General features: G+C 68.0%; 14 protein-coding genes. 3 read left to right on the forward strand and 11 right to left on the reverse strand.

Annotated features, from left to right (window positions below):
- Positions 1-10 precede the first annotated feature (10 nt).
- The 6 genes from hpaH to HWX62_RS12085 are packed head-to-tail and all read right to left on the reverse strand — an operon-like array spanning position 11 to position 5,091.
- A complete protein-coding gene (gene hpaH, locus HWX62_RS12060; protein WP_175928351.1) occupies positions 11-814 on the reverse strand; it encodes a 2-oxo-hept-4-ene-1,7-dioate hydratase in 804 nt (267 codons plus the stop codon).
- A 19-nt stretch (positions 815-833) separates the two neighbouring features.
- Positions 834-1,226, reverse strand: a complete 393-nt coding sequence (locus tag HWX62_RS12065) for a 5-carboxymethyl-2-hydroxymuconate Delta-isomerase (protein WP_175928350.1) — start codon at positions 1,224-1,226, stop codon at positions 834-836.
- Positions 1,227-1,256: 30 nt separating this feature from the next.
- The gene (hpaD, locus tag HWX62_RS12070) at positions 1,257-2,105 is read right to left on the reverse strand and encodes a 3,4-dihydroxyphenylacetate 2,3-dioxygenase (RefSeq protein WP_175928349.1); all 849 of its coding nucleotides are present in this window, start codon (positions 2,103-2,105) and stop codon (positions 1,257-1,259) included.
- A gap of 46 nt (positions 2,106-2,151) precedes the next feature.
- Positions 2,152-3,615, reverse strand: a complete 1,464-nt coding sequence (gene hpaE, locus HWX62_RS12075) for a 5-carboxymethyl-2-hydroxymuconate semialdehyde dehydrogenase (protein WP_175928348.1) — start codon at positions 3,613-3,615, stop codon at positions 2,152-2,154.
- A 25-nt stretch (positions 3,616-3,640) separates the two neighbouring features.
- Positions 3,641-4,405: a fumarylacetoacetate hydrolase family protein gene (locus tag HWX62_RS12080; protein ID WP_175928347.1), complete on the reverse strand. Its 765-nt coding sequence runs from the start codon at positions 4,403-4,405 to the stop codon at positions 3,641-3,643.
- Positions 4,402-5,091: a fumarylacetoacetate hydrolase family protein gene (locus HWX62_RS12085; RefSeq protein WP_175928346.1), complete on the reverse strand. Its 690-nt coding sequence runs from the start codon at positions 5,089-5,091 to the stop codon at positions 4,402-4,404. Before HWX62_RS12085 ends, HWX62_RS12080 begins: the two co-directional genes overlap by 4 nt.
- A 152-nt stretch (positions 5,092-5,243) precedes the next feature.
- Between HWX62_RS12085 and hpaR the strand changes: the two genes are divergently transcribed.
- Positions 5,244-5,684, forward strand: coding sequence for a homoprotocatechuate degradation operon regulator HpaR (gene hpaR / locus HWX62_RS12090; RefSeq protein ID WP_175928742.1), 441 nt, complete (start codon positions 5,244-5,246; stop codon positions 5,682-5,684).
- Positions 5,685-5,733: 49 nt separating this feature from the next.
- On the opposite strand, the gene HWX62_RS12095 is transcribed toward hpaR, so the two are convergent.
- Positions 5,734-6,945, reverse strand: coding sequence for an SDR family oxidoreductase (locus HWX62_RS12095; RefSeq protein WP_175928345.1), 1,212 nt, complete (start codon positions 6,943-6,945; stop codon positions 5,734-5,736).
- Positions 6,946-7,534: 589 nt separating this feature from the next.
- Between HWX62_RS12095 and HWX62_RS12100 the strand changes: the two genes are divergently transcribed.
- Entirely contained in the window at positions 7,535-7,882 is a 348-nt protein-coding gene (locus HWX62_RS12100) for a DUF3564 family protein (protein ID WP_027807850.1), read from the forward strand.
- 416 nt (positions 7,883-8,298) lie between these two features.
- Positions 8,299-10,191, forward strand: a complete 1,893-nt coding sequence (locus HWX62_RS12105) for a penicillin-binding protein 2 (RefSeq protein ID WP_175928344.1) — start codon at positions 8,299-8,301, stop codon at positions 10,189-10,191.
- Positions 10,192-10,316: 125 nt separating this feature from the next.
- Here the strand turns inward: HWX62_RS12105 and HWX62_RS12110 are convergent, their stop codons facing one another.
- The 4 genes from HWX62_RS12110 to HWX62_RS12125 form a co-directional block, all read right to left on the reverse strand.
- Complete coding sequence (locus HWX62_RS12110) at positions 10,317-12,032, reverse strand: cation:proton antiporter (RefSeq protein ID WP_175928343.1); 1,716 nt, start codon at positions 12,030-12,032, stop codon at positions 10,317-10,319.
- Positions 12,033-12,241: 209 nt separating this feature from the next.
- Positions 12,242-13,666: a cytochrome c gene (locus HWX62_RS12115; RefSeq protein WP_175928342.1), complete on the reverse strand. Its 1,425-nt coding sequence runs from the start codon at positions 13,664-13,666 to the stop codon at positions 12,242-12,244.
- Positions 13,663-15,441, reverse strand: coding sequence for a GMC family oxidoreductase (locus tag HWX62_RS12120; protein ID WP_175928341.1), 1,779 nt, complete (start codon positions 15,439-15,441; stop codon positions 13,663-13,665). Before HWX62_RS12120 ends, HWX62_RS12115 begins: the two co-directional genes overlap by 4 nt.
- Positions 15,441-16,181 (reverse strand): gluconate 2-dehydrogenase subunit 3 family protein, encoded by a 741-nt coding sequence (locus HWX62_RS12125; protein WP_175928340.1) that lies wholly within the window; start codon positions 16,179-16,181, stop codon positions 15,441-15,443. The genes HWX62_RS12120 and HWX62_RS12125 overlap by 1 nt, the downstream gene beginning before the upstream one ends.
- Positions 16,182-16,212 lie beyond the last annotated feature (31 nt).

The following is a 16,212-nucleotide window of genomic DNA, read 5'->3' on the forward strand; positions in this document are numbered from 1 at the left end:
TTCGCTCGCCTCACTCGAAATGGCACTGGATCGTCCCGAGCGGGCCGTAGTCGACGCTGAACGTATCGCCCGGACGCGCCGCGCACGGCCGCGTAAACGACCCGCCGAGGACGATCTGCCCCGGCTCCAGCGCGACGTCGAAACGCGACAGCCGGTTCGCGAGCCACGCGACGCCGTTCGCAGGATGGTTCAGCACGCCGGCCGCCACACCGGTTTCCTCGACCACGCCGTTGCGCGACATGATCGCCGCGACCCAGCGCAAATCCACGTCCTGCGGGCGCACCGGCCGGCCGCCGATCACGACGCCCGCGTTCGCCGCGTTGTCGGCGATCGTGTCGAACACCTTGCGCGGCCGCTTCGTATCGGGATCGATCGACTGGCTGCGCGCGTCGATGATCTCGAGCGCCGGCACGACGTAATCGACCGCGTCGTACACGTCGAAGATCGTGCAGTTCGGGCCCGCGAGCCGCTTGCCGAGCACGAACGCGAGCTCGACCTCCACGCGCGGCACGATGAAGCGGCCGGTCGGAATCGTGCCGCCGTCCGCGAAAAACATGTCGTCGAGCAGCGCGCCGTAGTCGGGCTCGTCGATCTGCGACGTGTTCTGCATCGCCTTCGACGTGAGGCCGATCTTGTGCCCCTTCAGCGTGCGGCCTTCCGCGAGCTTGAGGGCCACCCACGCGCGCTGGATCGCATACGCGTCGTCGATCGTGATGTCGGGATGGTCGAGCGAGATCTGGCGGATCTGCGTGCGCGCGCGCTCGGCGTCGTGCAGACGGTGCGCGAGCTGGTCGATGAGGGCGGAGTCGAGCATGGTCGGATCGGGATGGGGTTCAGCCGGCCCGCTTGTAGCGGGCGTGGATGTTGTTGTGCTTGTACGAGCCGCTTTCGCTGAACTCGGTCAGCTCCATCGACAGCGCGAGGTAGCGTTTCGCATACAGCTCGGCGAAATGCCCCTTGATCGCGTCGAACAGCGCGTCGCACGCGGCTTGCTTCGTTTCGTCGCTGCGGCCCGCGCCGATCTTCAGCGTCACGTGGACGAACGCGTCGTCCTCCGTGCCGTCGGCGACGCAGTAATCCTGCAGCTCGATCGCGCGCGAGCGGATACCGCCGGTCGGAAACACGCCGCCCTGCGCGATCAGCGTCGCGTTGATCGTGCGCAGCAGCGCGGGAATGCGGGCGTCGTCGCGGATGTTCGCGGTGTATTCGACGACGATATGTGGCATGGCAACGCTCCGGATAAGTGAATGCGGCGCTCAGGGCAGCGGGAAGATCGCGTTGATCTGCCCGGTGCCCGAGCTCGCGAAATAGTCGGTGACGATCTCGACAGGCTTGTCGTAACGATCCCAGCCGAGCAGCCCGAGCAGCATCGCCGTGTCGTGCATGCCGCCTTCGCCGTGGCAATGCACGTTGTACTCGGGCAGCATCGCGCAGAAGGTCTTGAAATCGCCCTGCTTCCACAACTCGACCACGCGCAGGTCGACCTGCCGGAAGAATTCGCGGCTGATCTGGTGGATCGATTCCTCGGGGCTGCCGTTGTCGTTGAAGCGGTGCGACAGCGAGCCGCTCGCGAGGAACGCGACGTTCGAATCGCTCTTTTCGATCGCTTCGAGCAGCGCCTCGCCGAAGCGGCGGCTCTCGTCGAGTTGATGCCACATGCACCACCCGGCGATCGACACGACCTTGAAGTGCTGGTCGCCGTTCATGTAGCGCATCGGCACGAGCGTGCCGTATTCGAGCTCGAGACTGTCGATCTCGTGCGCACGCGTCGCGACGCCGCGCTCGGTGGCCGTTTCCGCGATCAGCCGGCCGAGCGCCGGGTTGCCCGGATACGCGTACTGCATGTCGCGGATGAAATGCGGCAGCTCGTTGCTCGTATAGGTGCCCGCGAACCGTGCATTGCAGTTCACGTGATAGCCCGCATTGACGAGCCAGTGCACGTCCGACACGACGATCGTGTCGACACCGAGCGCGCGGCAGCGCTCGCCGATCAGCCGGTGGCCGCGGATCGCCGCTTCACGGCAGCCGTGATGCTTGCCGGGCAACTCCGACAGGTACATCGACGGCACGTGCGTGATTTTCGCGGCGAGGGACAGCTTGCCCATCGTTCAGTCTCCGTATGGTTCTTTGCGGCGAATCGCTCGGCGCCCGTCACACGCCCCAGCGCGGAACGTGATGCGAACCCATCGAGATGCATACGTTCTTGATCTCGGCGAACACCTCGAAACTGTACTCGCCGCCCTCGCGCCCGGTGCCCGATTCCTTCACGCCGCCGAACGGCTGGCGCAGGTCGCGCACGTTCTGGCTGTTGACGAACACCATCCCGGCCTCGATGCCGCGCGCGAGCCGATGCACCTTGCCGACGTCCTGCGTCCAGATGTACGACGCGAGGCCGTACGTCGTGTCGTTCGCGAGCCGCAGCCCCTCGTCTTCGTCCTCGAACGGGATGATGCACGCGACCGGCCCGAATATCTCTTCCTGCGCGATGCGCATCCGGTTGTCGACGTCGGCGAACACGGTCGGCCGCACGAAGTTGCCGTTGCGCAGATGCGCGGGCAGCCCGGCCGGCTTGTCCGCGCCGCCCGCGACCACGCGCGCGCCTTCCTGCTCGCCGATGCGGATGTAGCCCGTCACCTTCTCCCAGTGCTGGCGCGTGATCATCGCGCCGAGGTGCGTGCCCGGATCGGTCGGATCGCCGACCACCAGGTTGTTCGCGCGGCGCGCGAATGCCTGCACGAAGCGGTCGTAGATCGTGCGCTGCACGAAGATCCGCGAGCCGGCGGTGCAGCGCTCGCCGTTGATCGAAAAGATCGTGAACAGCGACGCGTCGAGCGCGCGGTCGAAATCGGCGTCGTCGAAGATCAGCACCGGCGACTTGCCGCCGAGTTCCATCGAATACTTCTTGAGGCCGGCGCGCTCCATGATCCGCTTGCCGGTGACGGTGCCGCCGGTAAACGACACCGCGCGCACGTCCGGATGCCGCACGAGCGCGTCGCCGGCCGTCGCGCCGTAACCCTGCACGACGTTCAGCACACCGGGCGGGATGCCGGCTTCGAGCGCGAGCCGGCCGAGCTGGTCGGCCGTCAGCGGCGACAGCTCCGACATCTTCAGCACGGCCGTGTTGCCGAGCGCGAGGCACGGCGCCGTCTTCCACGTGGCCGTCATGAACGGCACGTTCCACGGCGACACCAGCGCGCACACGCCGACCGGCTGGTACAGCGTGTAGTTCAGCATCTGGTCGTCGACCGGATAGGTGCGGCCGTTCATCTGCACGCACACTTCCGCGAAGAAGTTGAAGTTCTCGGACGCGCGCGGAATCAACTGCTTGCTCGTCTGCGCGATCGGCAGGCCGGTATCCTGCGTCTCCAGCGCGGCGAGCATCGGCACGTTCTTCTCGATCAGCTCGCCGAGCCTGCGCATCAGCTTCGCGCGCGCCTTCGCCGGCGTGTTCGCCCATGCCGGGAACGCTTCCTTCGCCGCGCGCACGGCCGCGTCGACCTCGGCCTCGCCGCCCGACGCGACGTCGGCGATGACCTCGCCCGTCGCGGGGTTCAGCGTCGTGAAGGTGTCGCGGCTCGCCACTTCGCGGCCGCCGATCCAGTGCTTGATGGTCATGTGCTCTCCTTCTTGGGCGACGGGCTCAGCCGGCGCGATAGTAGTCTGCTTCGCCGACGATCGTGTTCACCAGCCGGCCGATCCTTTCGATTTCGGTCACGACTTCGTCGCCCGGCTGCGTGTCCGCCAGCCCCTCCGGCGTGCCGGTCAGGATCAGGTCGCCCGGCGAAAGCGTCATGAAGCTGCTGATGTGCTCGATCAGCGCCGGCACGTCGAACACCATGTCGCGCGTGCTGCCGCGCTGCGTCTCCCGGCCGTTTACCGTCGTGCGCAGCGTCAGGTCGCCCGCGTCGCCGATCTCGTCGCGGCTGACGAACCACGGCCCGAGCGGCGTGCAGGTGTCGCGGTTCTTCACGCGCAGGTTCGGGCGGTAGTAGTTCTCGAGATAGTCGCGGATCGCGTAGTCGTTCGCGACCGTATAGCCGGCCACGTAGTCGATGGCCTGCGCGCGGCTCACGCACCGCGCGGGCCGGCCGATCACGACGGCCAGCTCGCACTCGTAGTGCATGTGCGTGGCGTCCGCCGGGCGCACGGTCAGCGACCGGTGGCCGACGAACGTGTTCGGCCCCTTCAGGAAAATCAGCGGCTCGCTCGGCGCGTTGAACGCGAGTTCCTTCGCGTGGTCGGCGTAGTTCAGGCCGAGCGCGAACGTCGTGCGCGGCGCGACGGGCGGCAGCCACGCCACCGCGTCCTCGGTCACCACGCGCCCCGTATCGAGGCGGATCGCGCCGTCGCCGGCCGGTTCGGCCGCATGCAATGCGCCGTTGTAGATCACGCGCGCGGTCTTCATCGTGCCTCCTCCGCCATCAGCGTATGCCGCAGCGTGCCGATGCCGGCCGCGGCGATCTCGATCGTGCTGCCCGCGCGGGCACGCGGTGCGCCGCCCGCGACGCCGAGCAGCAGCACGTCGCCCGCGTCGAACGACATGAACGCCGTCACGTCGGCGATCAGCGCGCGCACCGGGCGAATCAGCGTCGCGGTCGACGCGGATGCGGCCACCTCGCCGTCGATCCGCACCGTCAGGCCGAGCGCGTCGACATCGGCGAGCGCGGCGGCCGGGACGATCGCCGGGCCGAGCGGGCAAAAGCCGTCGCGGCACTTGAAGCGCACGGCCGGACGGTAGTAATCGGGATGCGGCACCGACACGTCGCTCGCGAGCGTGAAGCCGTGCACGTAGTCGAGCGCCTGCGCGGCCGCCACGCGCGTCGCGCGCCGGGCGAACACGACGGCCACCGACGCGCCGATCTCCAGCGCGTCGACGCCGGCCGGCACGACGACGGCGGCGCCGTCGGCCGCATGCGTATTGGCGGATTTGATATACAGGATCGGCGCCTGCGGCGGGCGGCCGTAAGGCGGCGCGTTCACCGCATCGCCGAGTGCGTCGAGCGCCGCGCGCTCGTTGAGCAGCGCGCCGTAGACGGTTCCGATGGGGACCGGCAACGGCGGCGCCGCGGCGGTCGTGCAACACAGCTCCATGCGTCATTCCCCTGCCGCGCGTCGCGGCGCATCGTCAATAGTTAATATCTTAAGTAAACAATCGGGCGCTGGCAACCTCGATTACCCTGATACGCGAAATCCATCAGCTTCGGCTGTTAAGATTGATGCGTCCCCGTCCTCTGCTCACCCTGATGAACCGTACGCTCGACCATCGCAACCTGGCCATGCTGCTCCTCGAGGCCCGCGAAACGCTGATGGGTCTGTTTCGCCCCATTCTCAAGGAATTCTCGCTGACCGAACAGCAATGGCGGATCATCCGCGTGCTCGACGGCGAACCGGCGCAGGCGCTCGAAGCCGGGCAGATCGCGAAACGCTGCTGCATCCTGAGCCCAAGCCTCACGGGCGTGCTGGAACGGATGGAACGCGACGGCCTGATCACCCGTACGCGCGCACAGGAGGATCAGCGCCGGCTGCTCGTGAGCCTGACGCCGCAAAGCAGGAAACTGGTGACGGAAATCGGTCCGCGCATCGACGAGCAATACCGAAAGCTCGAAGCGCGCTTCGGCCAGGACGGCCTCGAGGACATCTACCGCGCGCTCGACCGGCTCATCGAGCTCGGCAGCCAAACGTGAAGACGGCGCCCGTCCCGTGCGGGTGCGGGCGCCGGTGCGACGCGGGCGATCAGTGGATCGCGCCGCGCATCAGTTCGGTCACGGCCACGCCGCGCGACGTGCGCATGCATTCCTCGACGTAATCGATGAACGGCAGCGGCTCGAAATCGATTTCGTCGCGCACGCGGCGATTGTCGAACACGCGATCGACCGTCGCGAATTCCCCGCAGCGCTGCAGCGCCCGGCCGATCACGCGCTCGAGCGCCGGATCGGGGCGCCCCAGCACATCGCGCACGACGAGCGGCAGTTCCGCCGGCGCGCACGCCGCGTAGCGCGGCGCGCCGGTCATCCCGGCCGCCTCGTCCATCGCGCGCACGATCTGCGCGACCTGCGGCGCCTCGTCGCCGGCCGACACGTGATAGACGTCGTGCGCGAGCGTCGGCTTGACGGCCAGCAGCATCGTCGCGCGCGCCACGTCGTCCACCGACACGATGTCGATGCGCGTCATCGGCCGCGCGGTGAAGCGGCGCGCCGCATGCGCGAGCCGGAACATCCAGAACGAATTCGGCGCGGGCCGCGTACCGAGCACCGTGTGGCCGACCACGTGCGACGGCCGCACCACGACGAGCGGCAGGCCCAGCGCGCGCAGACGCTGCTCCGTTTCCGCCTTCGCGTGCAGGTAATCGGCCGCGAGCACCGCGCCCGGCAGGCCTTCGTCGCCCGGCGCGGCATCGCTTCCCGCGCCGCGTTCGCCCTCTTCCTGCACGATCCCGCCGCGGCCCGCATGCGCGTAGGCCGTGCCGACGTACACGAAACGCTGCAGATGCGGCGCGTGCGCAAAGCGTTCGGCGAAGTGCACCGCGTCGGCGACGTCGGCCCGCAAGTGCGCGCCGTCGGCCGGCGATGCGTGGCCCGCGCAGTGGATCACGTGCGTCGCGCCGGCCAGGCGCGGCGCATCGGCACCGTGCCACACGTCGCCGAGCGCACCGACGATCACGTTCGCATCGGTCAGACGCGACGCCCAGTACGGCGCGAGCCCCGCGCGCAGCGCCGCTTCGCGCAGCCGTGCGACCGCATGGCCGCGGTCCTGTGCGCGCACGACGCAGACGATACGTTCGAGCAGCCCTGCATTGACGAGCGCCGTCAGCACGGTACTGCCGATGAAGCCGGTGGCGCCGGTCAGCACCAGCCGCCCGACGTTCGCCGCCGCGACCGGTGCGCTGGCCGGCGACACGAGGCTCGTCCGCCAGTTGAGCGACAACGCGGTTTTCCAGATCAGCACGATAGTCTCCTTCGAAGAATCGGCCGGGCGGCGCGGGGGCCCGCGGTTGCGGGCGGCGCACGGCTCGCCGGCCGGGCCGGGACTGACGCGCGCCCCGGCAGCTCCCGATCGGGCGTGCGGCCTGCGATCGCGTCGATCGCGCTCTGGCACGAGGGGCGGCAGCCGGCGCGGACGGGCGTCCGCGGCGCAGGATCGGGAAGCTCCCAGTGTGGGGCCCGAACGCATGCAAGTCTGTTCCGAAAGTTTCGTGAAAGTGTGCCGATTTGTACGCGATTGTCGGAGTGTGTCTCGCCGGCCGCCGCTCCGCTGTCGGCCGCGGCCGGCGCGCGACAGATCGACGCGGACCGCGGCGCTGTCATCCCATGTCCGGACCGCCGCGCGTACCGGCGGCGCAGCGCGATCGCCGGTATCGCCCGCCTGTGCTGACGCCTCGGGAATGACCATGAATCGTCAGACGTCGTTTCATACGAAACCGAAATGGGCGCGATCCGGATTTATTGCGGATTATCACTTGCGTTTCACACCAGTCTATCTAGACTGTTCAAGTCAAATCGGTCGAATGTGTCATTTTTTTTCAGGAGACGATCCAATGCGCCTCACCATTCGGATTAATGGCAGCGAATCGGCAACCCGGCATTCCTTCGCGGTCTTGTGGGTCGATACCGACGAGGGGTTGTGGTCGCGCGAGGCACATCAGGGCATCGACCTTCCGACCTGGGGCAAGGTCCGCGACGTGGAGGGCGCGATGGCGCTCTGCGCGGCCGACAGCGGCAATGCCGTCTGCCAGTTGAAGGGGCTGTCGTTCGATGCGATGCGGCGCGAGCAGGGTCCCGCCGTGCTCGCCGGCGAGCATCCCGACGGCGCGTGGCGGCTGCAGGCGGTCGATACCTGCACGACGCAGCCGGAATACCGGGAATTTATTTCCGTTGCCCGATAGGTATTATTGACATCAATCGTCTGCGGTTTTCGGGTTTATTCCGGTATCCGTGAAATTCATTTCGATATTCAGCATGAATGGCGCCTCGGTTCGAGGCGCTTTTCATTTTCGGGATTCAAGAAATAACCGGGCCGCGGGCAATTGATCGCGTCGGCGCGATCGCGATCGCGTGATGGCGCACCTCGCGTCGCCCGTTCCATACGCGACGGATCATGCGGGTTTTCGTCATCCGCGCCCGCTGCGGAAATCGTGACTCTGCCGCCCGCCCCTCCCATTTCCCTCGTGTTTCGGACCGCCGCCCAGTCGCCTTTTTCAGGGGCCGGAACATACTTTCCTCACACGGCGTTTACTCATTTATTACAATCGCATTATTCAGACTGACCAGCCGCCGTCAGGCGGCCCGACCCGGCCATTGCATGAGCGTGAAAAAGAAGACCCACCCCGCCGATCCGTACGCAACGGCAACCAAGAATCCGATGCTCGCGTCGCGCCTGCCGATGTGGCGCTCGAAGCTGATCGTGATCGTCGTGTTCCTCGCGTTCGCCGCGCTGATCGCGCGCGCTTTCTGGGTGCAGGTCGCGAACCAGGATTTCTACGTCGGCCAGGGCCAGAAGCGCTATCAGCGCACGATCGAGCTCGACGCGATGCGCGGGCGCATCGTCGACCGCAACGGCGCGATGCTCGCGGTCAGCCTGTCGACCTATGAAATCTGGGCGAACCCGAAACAGGTCGCCGACACCGATTACCCGCAGATCGCGAAGCTGCTCGACATGCCGCTCGTCGAGGTAAAGCGGCGTCTCGGCAACGACAAGACGTTCGTGCTGCTCAAGCGGCAGGTCGACGCGGACACCGCGAGCCGGCTCGACAAGCTCGCGATCGACGGCATCACGCAGATCGCCGATTCGAAGCGCTTCTACCCGGAAGGCGAATCGGCCGCGCACGTGGTGGGCTTCACGAACGTCGAGGACAAGGGCCAGGAAGGCGTCGAGCTCGCGGCGAACGCGCGCCTGCAAGGCACGTCCGGCCAGCGCGAGGTGATCCGCGACCGGCTCGGCCGCATCGTGTCGGACACGCGCCCGCTCGTCCCCGCGCAGCACGGCGCGACGATCGAACTGACGATCGACCGCCGCATCCAGCAGCTCGCGTTCAGCCAGCTCAAGGCGGCCGTGATCGAGAACAACGCGGTGGCCGGCAGCGTCGTCGTGCTCGACGCGCAGAACGGCGAGATCCTCGCGCTCGCGAACTACCCGACCTTCGACCCGAACGACCGCGCCCGGCTCACCGGCCAGCAACTGCGCAACCGCGCGGTGATCGACACGTTCGAACCGGGCTCGACGATCAAGCCGCTCGTCGTCGCGCTGTCGATCGACGAGCGCAAGGTCACGCCGAACACGATCATCAACACGTCGCCGGGCACCTACAAGATCGGCCCGGCGGTGATCCACGACACGTCGAACCACGGGTCGCTGACGGTATCTCAAGCGCTGCAGAAGTCGAGCAACGTCGCGCTCGCGAAACTGGCGCTGAACCTGCCCGCCGAAACGATCTGGAACAAGTACCAGGAGTACGGGATCGGCCGCGCGCCGGAGCTGACGTTCCCGGGCGTCGCCGCGGGCCGGCTGCGCGGTTACAAGCGCTGGCGGCCGATCGAGCAGGCGACGATGGCGTACGGCTACGGGCTGTCGATGTCGCTGCTGCAGATCGCGCAGACCTACACCGCCTACGCGGGCGACGGCACGCTGCACCCGGTGTCGCTGCTGAAGAACGGCACCGACCAGCAGACGATCGACGCGCACCGCGGCCACCGCGTGACGTCGCCGCAAACGGCCGCCGCGATCCGCTCGATGCTCGAGATGGCGGTCGGCGAAGGCGGCACGGGGCGCCGCGCGCGCGTCGACGGCTACCGGATCGGCGGCAAGACGGGTACCGCGCGCAAGCAGGTCGGCGCGACCTATGCAAAGGGCAAGTACCGCGCGCTGTTCGCGGGGATGGCGCCGATGAGCAACCCGCGCCTGATCGTCGCGGTGATGATCGACGAGCCGCGCGGCAAGGGCTATTACGGCGGCACGGTGGCCGGCCCGGTGTTCGCGTCGGTCACGAGCGGCTCGCTGCAGTTGCTCGGCGTGCCGCCCGATGCGCCGGTCGAACCGGAAAAGCATGCGCCGGCGAAGGCTGCCGCGCCGCAAAAGACGGTCGCGGCGCCGAAAGCCGCAGCGTCGGCAACGATCGCCGTCACGCCGAAACCGTCGGCATCGGTCAGAGCCGCCGCGCAATCCGGCGCGCCCGCGAAGGCGGCTGCCGCAGGCTGACGAAAGGCAGGAGGCGATGCCGTCTCTGCATCGCCCCTCTCACTCTCCAGGAGTGCGCCGCGTTATTCGAGCATTCCCGCCGCGCCCTCCTGCCATTTTTTCGCGCCGCGGGCCGCCACGCGCCGTCAATGCGCGGCCGCGACCGGCTTCGCCATCCGGCCGAGCACGTGCTCGGTCATCCCGCGCGCGAGTTCGGTCTCGCCCATGAACACTGTGCCGATGCCCTCGCTCGCGAGCAGCGCGGCCTCGTCGCCGCTGTTCGTGCACAGCACGACCTCGAGCGTCGGATTGAGCGTGCGCGAGATCTCGACGATCTGCCGCACGTCGAACACGTCGGGCAGCGTGACGACCAGCATCCCGGCACGCGCGATATGCGCCTGCACGAGCACGATCGGCTCGATCGCGTCGCCCGACACGGCCGCGATGCCGTCCGCGCGCAGCTTCTCGACGAGCTCGCGATTCTGCTCGACGACGACATACGCGATCCCGCGCTCGTCCAGCGCATGCGCGATCCGCGTGCCGACCTTGCCGTAGCCGACGATCACGACCTGCCCGGTCAGGTGCGTCTGCGGCGTCGACATCGGCAGCGCGGCGAGCGGATCGTCGCGCGCCTCGAGCTTGCGCGCGAACGCCGAATGCTTGCGGATCCACGCGAGCGCCGGATCGATCATCGCGAACAGCAGCGTGTTCATCGCGATCGAGATCAGCGCGACCGCGAGAATCAGGCTCTGCCCTTCGGCGGACAGCAGCCCGAGCGCACGGCCGAGCCCCGCGAGGATGAACGAGAATTCGCCGATCTGCGCGAGGCCGGCGCCGACCGTCAGCGCGGTGTTCAGCGGATAGCGGAACGCGATCACGAGCGCGACGGCCGCGGCCGTCTTGCCGATCAGCACGATCGCCGCGACCTCGATCACGTGCAGCGGCTCGTCGAGCAATACCTTCGGGTCGAACAGCATGCCGACCGAGATGAAGAACAGCACCGAGAACGCGTCGCGCAGCGGCAGCGTCTCGTCGGCCGCGCGCCGGCTGAATTCCGACTCGCGCATCATCATCCCGGCGAAGAACGCGCCGAGCGCGAACGACACGTCGAACAGCTTCGCCGCGCCGAAAGCGATACCGACCGCGGCCGCGATCATGCACAGCGTGAACAGCTCGCGCGAGCCGGTGCGCGCGACGAGCCACAGAATGCGCGGAAACACGCGCTTGCCGACCACCAGCATCAGCGCGATGAACGCGGCGACCTTCAGCATCGTGACGCCGAGCGTGCCCCACACGCTGCCGCCGGCCGCATGCGCGTCGCCGGGCGGCGTGCCGCCGAGCAGCCCTGCCACCGGCGGCAGCAGCACCAGCACGAGCACCATCACGAGATCCTCGACGACCAGCCAGCCGACCGCGATGCGCCCGTTGACCGTCTCGACGAGCCCGCGCCCTTCGAGCGCGCGCAACAGCACGACCGTACTCGCGACCGACAGCGCGAGCCCGAACACGAGCGCCGCACCGAGGCTCCAGCCCCACGTGAGCGCGAGCCCGCCGCCGAGCAGCGTCGCGACGGTGATCTGCACGATGGCGCCCGGCAGCGCGATCTTGCGCACCGCGAGGAGATCGCCGAGCGAGAAATGCAGGCCGACGCCGAACATCAGCAGCATCACGCCGACTTCCGCGAGCTGCTGCGCGAGCGACAGGTCGCCGACGAAACCGGGCGTACCGGGGCCGATCACGATCCCGGCGAGCAGATAGCCGACGAGCGGCGGCATTTTCAGCAGCGACGCGAGGTAACCGAAGATCATCGCGAGACCGAAACCGGCCGCGAGCAATGCAATCAGGCTGACGTCATGAGGCATCCTCCCTCCCAAGTTCTTGTAACTATTTAGTAAGGTTCAAGAATGAAAGGATAAGGGATGAGGCGGAAGAATGGCGCGCGACCGCGAAAATTTCACGCGGAAGCGCGCTTGGCGGGGTGCAACCCCGGCGAGGGGAAAAGGCATCGCGAGCCCGGCCACATGTCGACATGGGCCGGGCGGCAGGCGGGCAGGCGCCCCGCCGCTCACCGTCAGCGCGACGCCTGCGGGAACCGCGCGCCCGGCGGCGGCTCGGGGCGCGTCGACGGCACGCTCTTGCGCACCTTCGCGACCTGCGCGGCCGTCACCGGCGCACCCGTGTTGCCCCAGCTCGTGCGCACGAAGTTCGACACGTCCGCGACTTCCTGGTCCGACAGGCGCCAGCCGAACGGCGGCATCGTGAAGGTCGACGGCGCGGTGCGCGTGCCCTGCAGCGCGCTGCCTTCCAGCACGACGTGGATCAGCGACGTCGGATCGTCGCCCTGCACGACCGGGTTGCCGGCGAGCGCCGGGAACACGCGCGTGTAGCCGTGGCCGTCGCTGCGGTGGCAGGCCATGCAGTTGTCGCGATAGACGGCCGCGCCCGGCTTGCTCGCGTCACCGGCCTGCAGCGCCTTCGCGACCGCCGCGTCGTACACGTGCGGCTGCTCGCCCTGCACACGCGGCGGCAACGTCTTCAGGTAGCGCGCGATCGCGTTCAGGTCGTCGTCGGTCATGTGCTGCATGCTGTGGCCGACCACGTCCGTCATCCCGCCGAACGCGGCCGTGCGCAGCGTGCGGCCCGTCTTCAGGAACTGCACGATCTCGGCTTCGCTCCACGTGCCGAGGCCCGTGCGCGGCTCGCCGCGCAGGCTCGTCGGCACCCAGCCGTCGATCGCGGCGCCGCCGGCCAGGAAGTCGAGGCCGTCGGCATCGGTCAGCCCGCGCTCCTGCATCGTCGGCGCGCGCGGCGTGTGGCACGCGCCGCAGTGGCCGAGCCCCTGCACCAGATACGCGCCGCGTGCGACCGCCGGGTCGGTGTACGACGCCGCGTCGAACGGCTTCGGCGCCGGCGCGAACAGCTTGCGCCAGATGCCGAGCGGCCAGCGCATCGACAGCGGCCACACGATGTCGACCGCGCGGTTCTCGTGCTCGACCGGCGCGACGCCGTGCATGAAGTACGCGTACAGCGCCTTCATGTCGTCGTCGGTCAGCCGCGAATAGGACGGGAACGGCATCGCCGGATACATCGTGTCGCCATTCTTGCGCACGCCTTCGCGCACCGCACGGGTGAAGTCCTCGACCGTCCAGCCGCCGATACCCGTCTTCGGGTCCGGCGTGATGTTCGTCGAGTAGATGCCGCCGATCGGCGTGTCGAACTTCAGCCCGCCCGCGAACGGCTTGCCGCCGCTCGCGGTGTGGCAGGCAATGCAGTCGCCCGCGCGGGCGAGGTATTCGCCGCGCTTGACGAGCGCCGCGTCGGCCGACTGGGCGGCAGGCGCCGCCGCGCCCGAAGCCGCGCCCGGCGCGGATGCCGGCTGCGCGAACGCGGCGCCGCCCGCCATCCCGAATGCCGCCCATGCCGTGCCGATCGCCAGCGCGCGCCGCAGCGGGGAAATGAAGCGCGCGGCGCTATGGTGGTTCATCGTCCTCTTCATACGGTCACCAGCGGGGCGGGATTTTTCAGGTATTGCTCGCGGATCGCGCGTGCCGACCAGTAGGCGAGCGCCGCGATGATCCCGGTCGGGTTGTAGCCGATACCCTGCGGCAGCGCGGACGCGCCCATCACGAACACGTTGTGCACGTCCCAGCACTGCAGATAGCGGTTCAGCACGCTCGTCTTCGGGTCGGTGCCCATGATCGCGCCGCCGACGAGGTGGGTCGTCTGGTACTGGCGCGAGTCGAAGTGCTTGCCGAATTCGCGCGTCGACACGCCGATCGCCTTCGGCCCCATCGCCTCCGCGATCTTCTTCATCTGGCCGGTCACGTACTGCGCCATCCTGATGTCGTTGTCCTTCCAGTCGAACGTCATCCGCAACAGCGGCTGGCCGTACGAATCGCGATAGGTCGGATCGAGGTCGAGATACACGTCGCGGTACGACATGTTGGTGCCGTGCGCATCCATCGAGATCGTGTGCGCGTAGTTGTCCTTGACCGCCTTCTTCCACGCGGAGCCCCACTGCGGCGTGCCGGGCGGCGTGGCGATGCCGCTGATCGGCTTCACGCCGGCCTGGTTCACCCACAGCGGCGAGCCGCCGACGAAGCCGAGCGGGCCGTGGTCGAAGTTGTCCGCGTTGAAGTCGTCCACCGCGACGCCGTTGCCGCCCGCGCCGATGAACGGGTTCGTGTAGGTGTCCTTGTCGAAGAACGCCTTGATCGTCGACAGGTTCTGGTACGCGAAATTGCGGCCGACCACGCCTTCGCCCGAGATCGGGTCGTACGGCTTGCCGATGCCCGACAGCAGCAGCAGGTGCACGTTGTGATACTGGAACGCGGCGACGATCACGAGATCGGCCGGCTGGTGCACTTCGCGCCCGGCCGGATCGACGTAGGTCACGCCGGTCGCGCGCTTCTTCGTGTCGTCGAGGTCGACGCGCAGCACATGGCACTTCGAGCGCAGCTCGAAGTTCGGCGCCTGCTTCAGCGCCGGCAGGATGTTCAGGTTCGGCGACGCCTTCGAATACATGTAGCACGCGTAGCCGCTGCAGTAACCGCAGAAGTTGCACGGGCCCATCTGCACGCCGTACGGGTTCGTGTACGGGCCCGACGTGTTCGCCGACGGCAGCCGGTACGGATGCAGGCCGAGCGACTTCGCGGCATCGAAGAAGCGTTGCGCGGAGTACGTGTTGAGCTGCGCGGGCAGCGGGAAGTTGTCGCTGCGGTTCGCTTCGAACACGTTGCCGTCGCCGACCACCTTGCCGCCCACTTTGTACGCCTGCCCCGACGTGCCGAACACCTTCTCGGCGAAATCGAAATGCGGCTCGAGCTCGTCGTACGTGACGCCGGTATCCTGGATCGTCATCCCTTCCGGGATGAACTTCTTGCCGTAGCGCTCTTCATAGTGGCTGCGCAGGCGCAGCTCTTCCGGCGTGATCCGGAAGTGCACGCCCGACCAGTGCAGCCCCGCGCCGCCGACGCCCTCGCCCGGCAGGAACGCGGCGAGCTGCCGGTACGGCAGCGCGGTGTCCTGCAGGCCGTGGCGGATCGACACGGTCGTCTTCGACAGGTCGAGGAACAGCTTCTTGCGGATGTTGTAGGTCAGCTCGTCGATCGTGTTCGGGTACGCGCCGTCCGGATAGGTGTCGCGATATTCGCCGCGCTCGAGCGCGACGACGTTCAGACCCGCTTCGGTCAGTTCCTTCGCGAGAATCGCGCCGGTCCACCCGAAGCCGACGATCACCGCATCCACATGCGGCTTCTTGTCTGCGGCCATCAGCTGCGCTCCCCGTTGATCGAGACGGGGCCGTACGGATAGGGCTTGCCGCTCTGGTTGACGAAATCCATGAAGTCCGCGCGTGCGCCCGGGAAACCGATCATCTTCCACGCGGCCATGTCGCGATTGCCGCCATGCACCGGATCGCAGAAGTACCCTTCGCGCGTGTTCTGCAGCAACTGGCCGAGGAAGATGCCGGGCGGCACGTCGTCGATCTGCGCGCTGCCCTTCTCCAGCGCGCCGAGCACCGTGTCGCGCGTCGGCGCGTCGAGCTCCGCGAACGCCTTGCCGTGCGCCTTTTCGCAATAGCGGTTGACGGCCGCGATGCCGAGCCGGTAGATGTCGCGCGGCACCAGCTTCAACTGGTAGCCGAGCTCGGGCACGCCCTGCTGGAACGGCCCCTGCATGTACCACGTCGCGCCGTGCGCATACGGCGTCTCCATCTGGCGATCGATGAATTCGGGCACGCCCGCCTCGAGCGCGCCGGGGCCTTCGGCATCGGCCGGAATCAATCGGTCGACGGCGGCCTGGACGAACGCCCATTCCTTCGCATCGAAAAAGGTCGGCTTGTAGGGCGCGCGCTCGGCGCCGGCCGATGCAGCGGACGCGTTGCCGGCAGTCGTCGCGGGCGTCGACGACGAGCGCAGGTCGCAGCCGGCGACCGACGCGATCGGCACCAGCGCGACCGATGTGCGCAGGAAACGGCGACGCGAATTGGGTTTGTCAGGTGGCGTGGACATGGTCGGATGTTGATCGTTGGGGATCGGGGTT

The organism is Burkholderia sp. BCC0506 (genome assembly GCF_902833145.1).
Lineage (GTDB): Bacteria > Pseudomonadota > Gammaproteobacteria > Burkholderiales > Burkholderiaceae > Burkholderia.